We start from the raw sequence: 12,789 nt of genomic DNA on the forward strand, positions 1-12,789 counted from the left end.
CGGGGGAGATGGCGATATTCACGATCCGACCGGGCACGACGATGATCTTCTTGATCGTCCGACCATCGGTCTGCCGGGCGAACTCGGGATGCGCGGCGAGCAGATCGCGAACCGTCTGCTCCGCTGAACCGTCCGGAACCTCGATGGTGAACCGGACCTTCCCGTTCACCTGGACCGGGATCGTCCTGACCGACTCGGCGGCCAGCGCCGGATCCCCGATCGGGAAGGCGACCGTGCTGACCGACTCCTCGTGACCGAGGCGGGACCACAGTTCCTCGGCGATGTGCGGAGCCAGCGGGGCCGCCATCAGGGTGAGCGGCTCGGCGAGCGCGCGGGGGGTGGGGGATTTCCCGTAGCTCTTGCTGACGAAGTTGGTCAGTTCGATGAGCCGGGCGACCGCGGTGTTGAACCGCAGCCCCGCGTATTCGGCGGTGACCGTGAGGATCGTCCGGTGCAGGACGCGAAGAGCCTCGCCGTCCAACGGCTCGTCAACGACGGCGGCCGCCCCGGTGGTTTCGTCGACGACGGTGCGCCACAGCCGCTGGAGGAACCGGTGCGAACCGACGATGTCGTCGGTGTGCCATGGCCGGTCGGCGTCGAGCGGGCCCATCGCCATCTCGTAGACGCGCAGCGTGTCGGCGCCGAACCTGTCGTACATCTCGTCCGGGCTGACGCTGTTCTTCAGGCTCTTGCCCATCTTGCCCGAGCGCCGGTTGACCGGGGCGCCCTGGAAGAGGAACCGGCCGTCGGGGGTCGCCGTCACCTCGGCAGCCGGGACGTACATGCCCCGGGCGTCGGTGAAGGCATCCGCCTGGATGTAGCCCTGGTTGAACAGCCGCTTGAACGGCTCCTTGGTGGAGACGTGGCCCAGGTCGTAGAGCACCTTGTGCCAGAACCGGGCGTAGAGCAGGTGCAGCACGGCGTGCTCGACACCGCCGACGTACAGATCGACGCCGCCGTCGCCGGGAACCGCGCCCGGCCTGGCCATCCAGTAGCGCTCGACGGTCGGGTCGACGAAGCGCTCGGTGTTGGTCGGGTCCAGGTAGCGCAGGTAGTACCAACACGAACCGGCCCACTGCGGCATGGTGTTCGTCTCGCGCCGGTACTGCTTCGGCCCGTCGCCGAGATCCAGGGTGACCGTCACCCAGTCGGCCACCCGGGCCAGGGGGGGCACCGGGTCGCTCGCGTCGTCCTCGGCCATCGCCGTGGGCCGGAAGTCGGTCATCTCCGGCAGTTCGATCGGCAGCAGCTCGTCGGGAACCGCGTGGGGCAGCCCGTCGACGTCGAAGACGACCGGGAACGGCTCGCCCCAGTACCGCTGGCGGGAGAACAGCCAGTCCCGCAGCCGGTACGACCGCGCCGACCTGCCGGCGCCGATCTCCTCCAGCCAGTGAACCGTGGCCTTGATCGCCTCGCTTTTCGACAGGCCGACCAGCACCGGGGCGCCGGCCGGACCGGGCCGATACTCGCCCGCACCGCTGAACGCCTCGGGCCACTGCGCTGATGGAGTCGCGGGCACTACCCCGTGCGCGGCGTACCAGTCCGCGTCCGGCTCCAGCACGGCGGGGATCGGCAGGTCGAACGCGCGGGCGAAGGAGAAGTCCCGGCTGTCGTGCGCCGGTACCGCCATGATTGCCCCGGTGCCGTAGCCCAGCAGCACATAGTCGGCCAGGAAGACCGGGATGACCCCGCCACCGACCGGGTTGCGCACGTACGAGCCGGTGAACACGCCGGTGCGGTCGATGACCTCCTCGCCGCGCTGCCGGTCGCTGCGGTGGGCCGCGAACTCCCGGTAGGCGTCGACGGCGGCTCGCGGGGTCCACGCCGGATCGGCGCCCGCCTCCGGCCCGGCGGTGTCCGCCGGTTCCGTGCCGCCGCCCGGCCGTCCCGCCGGGAAGCGCCAGCTCACCGGGGTGTCCGCCGGCCAGGTGTCGGCGATCAGCGCGTCGGCCAGGGGATGTTCGGGCGCGAGTACCAGGAAGGTGGCCCCCGCCAGGGTGTCCGGGCGGGTGGTATAGACCTCGATGCGCCGGGCGGTCGATGAGCCAGACGGATCGGACGGATCGGACGCCCTGGATGGACCTGCCCCCCCGCCGGGGGCGACGACGGTGAACTCGACGCTGGCGCCCTCGCTGGGACTGATCCAGTTGCGCTGCATCTGCTTGATCGAGTCCGGCCAGTCGACCAGGTCGAGGTCGGAGATCAGCCGCTCGGCGTAGGCGGTGATCCGCAGGATCCACTGCTTCAGCGGCCGGCGAAACACTGGGTAGTTCCCGATGTCGCTGCGGCCGTCGGCGGTGACCTCCTCGTTCGCCAGCACGGTGCCCAGCCCCGGGCACCAGTTGACCAGCTGTTCGGAGATGTAGGCCAGGCGGTGCGCGTTGACGACCTTCCGGCGGGACACCTCGTCGAGTTCGGTCCACGCCAGCCCGGCCGGGTTCGCAGCCCGGACCGCGTCAACCGACACGGCCGTGTTCCCCCCGGCGGGGCCGGCTACCGGCGCCCGGGTGCCCGCGGCGAACTCCTCGATCAGCTCGGCGATCGGCCGGGCCCGGCCGGCCTGCGGGTCGTACCAGCTGTTGAAGATCTGTTGGAAGATCCACTGCGTCCAGCGGTAGTAGCCCACGTCGGTCGTCGCGATCTCGCGGCGGGTGTCGTGGCCCAGCCCCAGCCGGGAGAGTTGGCGGCGCATGTTGGCGATGTTGGCGTTGGTGGTGTCGCGGGGATGCTGGCCCGTGTTGATGGCGTACTGCTCGGCGGGCAGGCCGAAGGAGTCGTATCCGAACGGATGCAGCACGTGCCGGCCGGACATCCGCAGATAGCGGGCGAACACGTCGGTGCCGATGTACCCCAGCGGGTGCCCGACGTGCAGCCCCGAGCCGCTCGGATAGGGGAACATGTCCATGATGTAGAACGGCTCCCGGCCGGCGACCTTCTCGAAGCCCGCCGAGAGCGGCCCGACCGGGTTCGGCGAGTTGAACGTGCCCTCGTCGGCCCACCGGCGCTGCCAGCGCCGCTCGATGTCGGCGGCGAGCCGGGCGTCGTACCGGAAGCTCGGCTCGACGCTCCCGGTCCCGGCGGGGGCGCCGCCCGCGGCTGCCGGGATGATCCCGCCGGACGCGCCGGTCGGTGCCACCGTGGTGTCCGCGGCGCCGGTCCGGGCGCCGGGCTCGGCCGTCTCACTCATCGCTCGTGCCATCCAAACTCGTTGGTACGTCGACCCTCTCACCGCTCTCGCGGCGGGAACGGCGGCCTGACGGACGGCGGTCGGGCGAGCGGACGGCGGGGATCGTGCGGTCCCATGAGCCTATCCGCCGGGTACGTCGGCGCGGCGGGCCGGTCGAGGAAGCGCGCCGATCACGTCGGCGCGGCGTGGAGATGAGGGCGGACTACCTGGGCGCGCCTTTGGTTGCATATCCAGAGGCCTACGGGGTTCCGCGGGCCTGGCGGACACGCAGATCATGAGGAGTTCGGGTGCCTAACAAGCTCGCGGAGCAGACGTCTCCGTACCTGCTACAGCACGCGGACAACCCGGTCGACTGGTGGCCCTGGAGCCCGGCGGCCTTCGCCGAGGCGGCCCGGCGGGGGGTGCCGGTGCTGCTCTCGGTGGGCTACGCATCCTGCCACTGGTGCCATGTCATGGCGCACGAATCGTTCGAGGACGTCGTGACCGCCGAGTACATGAACGACCACTTCGTCAACATCAAGGTGGATCGGGAGGAGCGGCCCGACGTCGACTCCGTCTACATGGACGTCACCGTCGCCCTGACCGGGCACGGCGGCTGGCCGATGACGGTGTTCCTCACCCCTACCGCCGAGCCGTTCTTCGCCGGCACCTACTTCCCGCCGCGTCCCCGGCCTGGCATGGGGTCGTTCCGTCAGGTCCTGACGGCGGTCACCGAGGCCTGGCAGACCCGGCGGGACGAGATCGAGGAGTCGGGGGCGGACATCGCCCGCCGGCTCGCCGAGGCGGCGACGCGTGGTCCGGCGTCCGGTCTCGCCGCCGAAATCACCCCGGCTCTGCTCGACACCGCCGTGGCGGGGCTGTCGGCCCGCTTTGACGCCCGTCACGGTGGATTCGGCGGTGCGCCGAAGTTCCCGCCGTCCATGGTAGCCGAGATGCTGCTGCGGCACTCCGCCCGCACGGGGGACGCGCGCAGCCTGGAGATGGTCGCGGTGACCTGCGAACGGATGGCGCGTGGGGGCATCTACGACCAGCTTGCCGGGGGGTTCGCCCGGTACGGCGTCGATGCGACGTGGACGGTCCCGCACTTCGAGAAGATGCTCTACGACAACGCGCTGCTGCTGCGGGTCTACCTGCACCTGTGGCGAGCCACCGGGTCGGCACTGGCCGAACGGGTGGCCCGGGAGACGGCAGCCTTTCTGCTCGCGGATCTGCGCACCCCCCAGGGGGGGTTCGCCTCGGCGCTCGACGCGGATGCCGTTCCCGCGGATGCCGTTCCCGCGGATGCCGTTCCCGCGGACGCCGTTCCCGCGAGCGCTGCCCCGGCGGGAGCGCACCCCGAGGAGGGGGCCAGCTACGCCTGGACACCCGCCCAGTTCGTCGCCGTCCTCGGGCCGGAAGACGGGCGGTGGGCCGCCGGCGTCTTCGGCGTCACCGAGGAGGGCAGTTTCGAACGTGGTACGTCGGTGCTGCGCCTGCCGGCGGACCCGGACGATCCGGCGAGGTTCGCGGCGGTCCGCGCGGCCCTGGCCGCGGCACGGGCGACCCGGCCGCAGCCGGCTCGCGACGACAAGGTGGTGGCCGCCTGGAACGGCCTGGCCATCGCGGCGCTGGCCGAGGCCGGCGCGTTGTTCGACGAGCCGGACTGGATGCGGGCCGCCGAACAGGCCGCCGTCCTGCTCCGGGACGTGCATCTCGTCGACGGACGCCTGCGCCGGACGAGCCGGAACGGGCTGGTTGGCGTGAACGCCGGGGTACTGGAGGACTACGGCGACGTCGCCGAGGGACTGCTCACCCTGCACCAGGTCACCGGCGATCCGGAGTGGCTCGCGCTCGCCGGGACGCTGCTGGACATCGTCCGTGATCGGTTCGCGGCCTCTGACGGGGGGTTCTTCGATACCGCGGACGACGCGGAGGTGCTGTTGCGCCGGCCGCGGGACGACTCGGACTCGGCGACCCCGTCGGGCCAGGCTGCTGTCGCCGGTGCCCTGGTCAGCTACGCGGCGTTGACCGGTTCCACCGGACACCGGTCGGCCGCCGAGACGACGGTGGCGCGCGTCGCTCCGTTGCTGGCCCGGGATGCCCGGTTCGCCGGTTGGGCCGGTGCGGTCGCCGAGGCGCTGCTGGCCGGGCCGGCCGAGGTCGCGGTCGTGGACAGCCCGGCGCTGGAACGGCTCGCCCGCCTCGGCACGGCGCCCGGTGCGGTCGTGGTGACCAGCGGACCGCTGACCGTCGGCCGGGAAACGGCTGGGGTGTACGTGTGCCGGGACTTCGTCTGTGAGCTGCCGGCCCGGACCGCAGCCGAGGTGCGCCGCCAACTCGGGGTGAAGGTGGCCAGCTGACCGTCCCCTCTTCTTTCACTGGTGGTGCGGTAAGCATGTTGCACTGGTGGTGCGGTAAGACTGGTGGTGCGGTAAGGCTGGTGGTGCGGTAAGGCTGGTGGTGCGGTAAGCATGTAATTGTCACGAGGGGTTCTTCGGATCCGCTCTGGAGCGCCAGATCGGGCCTCCGGGCCCGGATCAGCCGCCAGGCCGGGCCCGCGCGCGGGTTCCGATCGGAGATCGAGGGGACACGTCATGTCCGGTCCGCGTGGACGGGGGTACGGCAGGCCGGGGGAGCGGGCGGAGGTGGTTCCGGCGGACGACGCCGCAGCCTGGTTCGCCGAGCACATCCCGGCCGGGTGGTTCGCCGGGATGCCCACGGTGGTCGTGGACCGGGACGAGATCACGGTCATCGGGGTACTCGCGGCCGGCGGCGCCGCGCCCGGAGGAGGGCCGTCGGCGACGGGGGCCCGGATCCGGCGGTTCCGGGAGCAGACCCGTGAGGAACGGATCGCCATCGCCACGAAGGCCGAACATCGGTACAACCGCAAGGTGGCGTGGGGCGCGACCGTCGGTGACACCACCGAGCTGTTCACCGCGCTGTCCGTGCCGGTGATGACCCGGCTGCGCCAGCCGGAACGCCAGGTGCTCGACACCCTCGTCGACTCGGGGGTGGCGCGCAGCCGCAGCGAGGCCCTCGCCTGGTGCGTACGTCTGGTGGGCGAGAACGCCGACAGCTGGCTGCGCCAGCTCCGGGAGGCCATGGAACAGGTGGAGAAGATCCGCTCGGTGGGCCCTCGGCTGTAGCCGCCGGAGCCCCCGGTAGCCGCCGTGCGGGGGAAGGCTGTTAGTAGATGGCGAAGAGCAGCGCAATGTAGTGGCAGGTCGCGGCGACGAGGGTGAAGGCATGGAACACCTCGTGGTAGCCGAAGATCGTGGGTGCCGGGTCCGGTCGCCGGCAGGCGTAGACGACGGCGCCGAGGCTGTAGCAGACCCCCCCCACGAGCAGAAGTACCATCGAGGCGATCCCGGCCCGGTGGGCGAGCTCCGGGATCACGAAGACGGCCACCCAGCCGAGCGCGATGTAGAGCGGCACGGTCAGGTACCGCGGCGAGTGCAGCCACAGCATCCGGATGGCGACGCCGAGTCCCGCCCCTCCCCACACCACCGCCAGGACCACCCGAGCGGTCGTCGGCGGCATCGCAATCAGGGCGAAGGGGGTGTAAGTCCCGGCGATGAAAACAAAGATCATTGAGTGGTCGAGGCGTTTCATGCGCGCCCGGGCACGTGATGTCGACCACATCGTCCGGTGATAGAGGGCGCTCGTTCCGAAGAGGGCCGCAATACTCAGGGCGTAAACCGCGATACCGAGCCGGGCACGCAGCGTGGTAGCCAGTGCCACCGCAATGACGCCTAGTGTCAGGCTGATCGGGAAAGCGCCGGCATGTAGCCATCCCCGCATGCGCGGTCGCACCAGGTCACGCGGGTGCGAGGCGATGTCCGTCTGCGGAGGCCCGGCTGGCTGCTGTACGAGGGAAGCCACGCCGAGAACGATAGCCCGAGGGTTGCCGCCGTCACGAAGCGGAGCTGGACGGCAGCGGTCGGTCCGTATCGGTGCGTGATGGATCCGACGCTTCTGCGCACTCGCTATCGCGCGACTGCGGACGGAACGCGCGGTACAGTCTAATGATCCTGAACGTGGCCTCGAACTCCCCCTATATTGTGGGTTTTGTCTGAACGTCCACGAGTACGTTCGAGTTCTCAAGTGGGTACCTGCATATGGGAAGAGAGCGCGGCAGGTTCGACTCGACCGGAGGTGTGAGCTGTGACAACCGCGGCACAGGTTTCGGGGCTGGACGTGGCCCCCACGAGGCACGCCAGGCTGGTTGCCTGGGTGCGCGAGATTGCCGAACTCACCCAGCCGGATCGGGTTGAGTGGTGCGATGGATCAGAGGCGGAGTTCGATCGGCTGACCTCTCTTCTGATCGAGCAGGGGACCCTGGTCCGGCTGAATGACGAGAAACGTCCGAACAGCTTTTACGCCGCTTCGGACCCGGGCGACGTGGCCCGCGTGGAGGACCGCACCTACATCTGCTCCGAGCAGGCGGAGGACGCCGGTCCGACCAACAACTGGCTGGACCCTGCCGAGATGCGGGCCACGCTCCGGGGCCTGTTCGCGGGGTGCATGCGGGGTCGGACGATGTACGTCGTCCCGTTCTGCATGGGTCCGCTCGGCTCGCGCATCTCGGCCCTCGGCGTCGAAATCACCGACTCGCCTTACGTCGTCATCTCCATGCGGACGATGACCCGGATGGGAACGCCCGCCCTCGAGCAGCTTGGAACGGACGGTTTCTTTGTTCCGGCCGTCCATTCCCTGGGCGCTCCGCTGGAACCTGGCCAGGCCGATGTTCCGTGGCCGTGCAATACGACGAAGTACATTACCCATTTCCCGGAAACCCGGGAGATCTGGTCCTACGGATCGGGTTACGGCGGAAACGCACTGCTCGGCAAGAAGTGCTATGCGCTGCGTATTGCGTCCGTCATGGCCCGCGACGAGGGCTGGCTCGCCGAGCACATGCTCATCCTCAAACTGACGTCTCCCGCCGGCAAGGTCCACTACATTGCCGCCGCATTTCCGTCGGCCTGTGGAAAGACCAATCTGGCGATGCTCATCCCAACCCTGCCGGGCTGGCAGGCGGAGACTGTCGGTGACGACATCGCCTGGATGCGCTTCGGTGAGGACGGCCGGCTGTACGCGGTCAACCCGGAGGCCGGGTTCTTCGGGGTCGCCCCGGGGACCGGCGAGCAGACCAACCCCAACGCGGTCAGGACCCTCTGGGGCAACGCCATCTACACCAACGTGGCCAGGACCGATGACGGTGACGTCTGGTGGGAGGGGCTGAGCAAGCAGCCGCCGGCGCACCTCATCGACTGGAAGGGCCGCGACTGGACCCCCGAGTCCAGCGAGCCCGCCGCACACCCCAACGCCCGCTTCACCGTCCCGGCGGGCCAGTGCCCGACGATCGCCCCGGAGTGGGAGGATCCGCGCGGCGTGCCGATCTCGGCGATCCTGTTCGGCGGGCGCCGGGCGACCGCGGTGCCGCTGGTCACCGAGGCTCCCGACTGGCGGCGCGGGGTGTTCTTCGGCTCGATCGTCGCCTCCGAGACGACGGCGGCCCAGGCCGGAGCGATCGGCAAGCTGCGCCGGGACCCCTTCGCGATGCTGCCGTTCTGCGGCTACAACATGGCCGACTACTTCGCCCACTGGCTCGAGGTCGGGCAGAAGGCCGACCAGACGAAGCTCCCGCGGGTCTACTACGTGAACTGGTTCCGCAAGAGCCCGGAGGGCAGGTTCCTGTGGCCGGGATTCGGCGACAACAGCCGTGTCCTCGCCTGGATCGTCGGTCGCCTGGAGGGCACGGCAGCCGGGGTGGAGACGCCGCTCGGCGTCCTGCCGACGAAGGACGCCCTACCCGTTGACGGCCTCGACATCGCCGAGGAGGACCTCGAGACCCTGCTCACGGTGGACGTCGAGGTGTGGAAACAGGAGGCCCAGCTGATCCCCGAGCACTACCAGACGTTCGGGGAACGGCTTCCGGCCGCCCTGTGGACCGAGCACGAGGCGCTTGTCGAGCGGCTGAACAGGGCAGACTGAGCGGCTGACGCACCCAACCGCGAGCTCCGTCCGGGGAGCGCACCGCCGGCACGGCACTTCGTGGCAGCGCCTCGCAAGGCAACCCCGTGGCAGCGCCTCGTGTGATACCCCCGAGCGGGTCGGCCGAAGGCCGAGCCGCTCGGCGGGCTCCCGGCCCGGCCCGTGGCGACCGGTCGGCCGGGTGCGGCCTTCCTTCGCCGGCCCGGCGGCCGGCCCGGCTCCGGACTCGTTCGTAACTCCGCGTCGCGTCCGTTGTTCCGCCGTCGGCGGGCCGCGTTCCTACCGAGTGTCGCGGTACGGCTCACCTGAGCGGAGCACCATCCGATAATGACCACCCCGCGGATCCCGCATGTTCGCCGGGGATCAATCCCTTCTCCGGGTGAATTTCCGGGAATTCCCCAGCCGGTTGGCTGAATTTCCTCCGACCCGCCCGACGGTGCCAGTCGGCGCCCTCTTTCGGGCCCGGTTTGGTTCGATCCGATCTCGATGACATGTCGAGACAACGAGTGTCCGATCATCGGCCCGCGGTGTTCCATGGCCCGCGGTGTTCCATGGCCCGCGGTGTTCCATGGTGTTCCGTCGCGTTTCCCCCGCGGGCGCGCCTCATGCCGTCACCTCTCGGTCGTCGCGTTTCGGGTGACCCCTCACCGGCCATCACGCCTCGGCCTGTCACGTTCTGGCCTGTCGCGTTTCGGCCCACCGTGTCTCTGGCCGGCACGCCCGCGGTCATCCGGCTCTCGTCGGTCGCCGGGCTCATGGATCCGGTGGCGACCTGCGGCCGGTCGGTGCCTGTTGCCCCGGTCGGTGCCCGTCGCCGGAGTCGGCGCAGGTCCCGGGGCTTCTGAACCGGGCAGGGCGCGGTGACCTGGCTTCCTCGGGCGGCCGCTCGTGGTCCGGCCTCCGACGGCGCCACGCGCGGCGGCTGATGCTCCGCGTCATGATCCGGACGCAATGTGACCGATCGGGGTGCGACGGGAACTCCGGGGTGCGAGACGTTCCCAGTTCTTAACGTAACGTGTTGTCGGAAGTGGGTCGCCATCATCGAGGGCTGCGGTTACCGTGGGAGCGCTAGCGTCTCAAGCCGTGGTCCGGCATGGTGCCGGACCTCTCGGGAGGCCCCTCGGTGCCGCAAGCGCGACTACACCAGGAGGCCGGTGCCCGGCCCCTGCAGGGGTCGGTCCCGGACTACCTCCGAGTAAGCGGGTGGGCGTGTGCCACGAACGCATGTCGTCGACACAAGCGTGCTGCTTTCTGATCCTGGCGCGCTGCTGCGGTTCGCGGAGCACAATGTCGTGCTCCCCCTCGTTGTCATAGGGGAGCTGGAAGGCAAAAGGAACCATCCGGAACTGGGCTGGTTCGCCCGGGAGGCACTACGCATCCTGGACGATCTGCGCATCCGGCATGGTCGCCTTGATCAACCGCTCCCGCTGGACAACGGCGGGATGCTACGGGTGGAACTCAATCACACCGATGCGGCGGTGCTTCCACCGGGGTTCCGGGTCGACACGAACGACTCGCGGATCCTGTGCGTCGCGATGAACCTCGCCCGCGAGGGTGCCGACGTCGTACTGGTCACGAAGGATCTCCCGCTGCGGGTCAAGGCGTCGGTGCTGGGGCTGCCCGCCGAGGAGTACCAGGCGCTGTCCCCGGTGGACACCGGCTTCTCGGGGATGGCCGAGCTCACCGTCACCCAGGAGGACCTCGACCGGCTCTACTCCCGCGAGTACACCGAGATCCTGGAGGCCGCCGACCTGCCCTGCCACACCGGCCTGGTCCTCACCACCACCGGGGGGAGCGCCTCCGCGCTCGGCCGGGTGACCGCCGACAAGCAGGTCCGGCTCGTCCGCGGCGACCGCGACGCGTTCGGCCTGCACGGTCGCTCCGCCGAGCAGCGGGTCGCCCTCGACCTCCTGCTCGATCCGGATGTCGGGATCGTCTCCCTCGGCGGTCGAGCCGGCACCGGTAAGTCGGCGCTTGCCCTGTGCGCCGGGCTCGAAGCTGTGATGGAGCGCCGGGCGCACCGCCGGGTGGTGGTTTTCCGCCCGCTGTACGCCGTCGGTGGCCAGGAGCTCGGGTACCTCCCGGGCAGCGAGAACGAGAAGATGGCGCCCTGGGCCCAGGCGGTGTTCGACACTCTCGGTGCGCTCGTCTCCCCCGAGGTCATCGAGGAGATCGTGGATCGTGGGATGCTGGAGGTGCTGCCGCTCACGCACATCCGTGGCCGGTCCCTGCACGACGCGTTCGTGATCGTCGACGAGGCCCAGTCCCTGGAGCGCGGGGTGCTGCTGACCGTGCTGTCCAGGCTCGGGCAGGGGTCACGGGTGGTGCTCACGCACGACGTGGCACAGCGCGACAACCTGCGGGTCGGCCGGCACGACGGGGTCGCCTCGGTGATCGAGACCCTGAAGGGCCACCCGTTGTTCGCGCACGTCACGCTCACCCGTTCCGAGCGATCGCCGATTGCGGCCCTGGTCACGACGATGCTGGAGGATCTCGTTCTCTGAGCGATCTTGTTCTCTGGCGGCGTGCTCCCCGATGGTCCGGCGAACGTTCGATGAACCTCCGGAGAACCCCCGGAGAACGTTCGGAGGGCATCTGGAGAGCGTCCGAGGGTCCCGGGCTACGGGAACGTGTGGCCGCGGTGCGCGGTTGTGCGAGGAGACAACCACCGGAGGTGGCTTCCCATGTTCTTCGGTCGTCACAAGACGACACTGCCCACGCCCGAGCAGGCCCTTCCCGGCCGGGATCGGCCGGTGTTCGCGGGCGACGTCCCGCACACCGTGCTGGGGACCCCGCTCGCCGGCCCGTTCCCGGCGGGTCTGGAGACCGCCGTGTTCGGCCTCGGCTGCTTCTGGGGGGCCGAGCGCGCGTTCTGGAAGGTTCCCGGGGTGTACACCACCGCCGTCGGCTACGCCGGAGGGCACACCCCGCACCCCACTTATGAGGAAGTGTGTTCCGGGCTGACCGGGCACACCGAGGTCGTCCTCGTGGTGTACGACCCCGCGAAGGTCGGCTACGAGGAGCTGCTGCGCGTGTTCTGGGAAGGGCACGACCCGACCCAGGGCATGCGGCAGGGCAATGACGCGGGCACCCAGTACCGTTCGGCGATCTACACCACCACTGCCGGGCAGGCCGCCGCGGCGGCTGCCAGCCGCGAGGCGTTCCAGCAGGTGCTGACCGCCGCGGGCCTCGGGGCGATCACCACCGAGATCGCCCCGGCTGGTCCGTTCTACTACGCGGAGGAATACCACCAGCAGTACCTCTCCGACGCCAAGAACCCCGGCGGCTACTGCGGCCTGGGTGGCACGGGCCTGTCAGTACGTGGCCCATGGTCAGAGCGGGAATCTACGTCAGAGCCAGCCAGGACCGAACAGGCGCAGGGCTAGCAGTCTCACGTCAGGAGGCGGGCTGCCGCCCCCTCTGCGACCGTAAGGGCTGGGCGGACGAGGACGTCTACTACGGACAAGGATGTCGGTGCCCACTCCGGACGGCCACGCCCGGAGTGGGACCGGCTCGTTGACGACATCAAAGCAGGCCGCCTCCAGGCGATCGTCTACTGGCACATCGACCGGCTGACCCGCCAGCCCCGCGAAGTTGCGGGACGATGCCGGGCCGCACTTCGGGTTCGG

7 protein-coding genes and 1 pseudogene are annotated in these 12,789 nt (G+C 70.0%); 6 read left to right on the forward strand and 2 right to left on the reverse strand.

The features are described 5' to 3' along the window. A partial coding sequence (locus AC08OO_RS18915; protein ID WP_476618828.1) for a leucine--tRNA ligase occupies positions 1-3,199 on the reverse strand: 3,199 nt, incomplete at its 3' end. 275 nt (positions 3,200-3,474) lie between these two features. On the opposite strand from AC08OO_RS18915, the gene AC08OO_RS18920 reads away from it, so the two are divergent. Next, complete coding sequence (locus AC08OO_RS18920) at positions 3,475-5,526, forward strand: thioredoxin domain-containing protein (RefSeq protein ID WP_476611099.1); 2,052 nt, start codon at positions 3,475-3,477, stop codon at positions 5,524-5,526. Between the two features lie 234 nt (positions 5,527-5,760). Then, positions 5,761-6,312, forward strand: coding sequence for a hypothetical protein (locus AC08OO_RS18925; RefSeq protein WP_476606867.1), 552 nt, complete (start codon positions 5,761-5,763; stop codon positions 6,310-6,312). A gap of 40 nt (positions 6,313-6,352) precedes the next feature. Here AC08OO_RS18925 and trhA read toward each other — a convergent pair whose 3' ends face one another. Further along, on the reverse strand, positions 6,353-6,967 hold the full coding sequence (gene trhA / locus AC08OO_RS18930; protein WP_070130709.1) for a PAQR family membrane homeostasis protein TrhA: 615 nt from the start codon (positions 6,965-6,967) through the stop codon (positions 6,353-6,355). Between the two features lie 363 nt (positions 6,968-7,330). Between trhA and AC08OO_RS18935 the strand changes: the two genes are divergently transcribed. From AC08OO_RS18935 to AC08OO_RS18950, 4 genes and pseudogenes are all read left to right on the forward strand, one after another. After that, positions 7,331-9,160 carry a phosphoenolpyruvate carboxykinase (GTP) gene (locus tag AC08OO_RS18935; protein WP_476611098.1) on the forward strand — a complete coding sequence of 610 codons (1,830 nt, stop codon included), beginning with the start codon at positions 7,331-7,333 and terminating at the stop codon, positions 9,158-9,160. A gap of 1,211 nt (positions 9,161-10,371) precedes the next feature. Then, entirely contained in the window at positions 10,372-11,664 is a 1,293-nt protein-coding gene (locus AC08OO_RS18940) for a PhoH family protein (RefSeq protein WP_476611097.1), read from the forward strand. A 180-nt stretch (positions 11,665-11,844) separates the two neighbouring features. Continuing rightward, positions 11,845-12,546 (forward strand): peptide-methionine (S)-S-oxide reductase MsrA, encoded by a 702-nt coding sequence (gene msrA / locus AC08OO_RS18945; RefSeq protein ID WP_476611096.1) that lies wholly within the window; start codon positions 11,845-11,847, stop codon positions 12,544-12,546. 78 nt (positions 12,547-12,624) lie between these two features. Then, a pseudogene (locus AC08OO_RS18950) lies at positions 12,625-12,789 on the forward strand (recombinase family protein); the annotation flags it as partial.

The sequence above is a fragment of the Frankia sp. CeCAU1 genome, assembly GCF_977971845.1.

Bases quoted from the DNA above. Each gene is read 5' to 3' on its own strand.
- AC08OO_RS18925 (WP_476606867.1), top strand. From the start codon at position 5,761: ATGTCCGGTCCGCGTGGACGGGGGTACGGCAGGCCGGGGGAGCGGGCG.
- trhA (WP_070130709.1), bottom strand. From the start codon at position 6,967: ATGCGGGGATGGCTACATGCCGGCGCTTTCCCGATCAGCCTGACACTA.
- msrA (WP_476611096.1), top strand. From the start codon at position 11,845: ATGTTCTTCGGTCGTCACAAGACGACACTGCCCACGCCCGAGCAGGCC.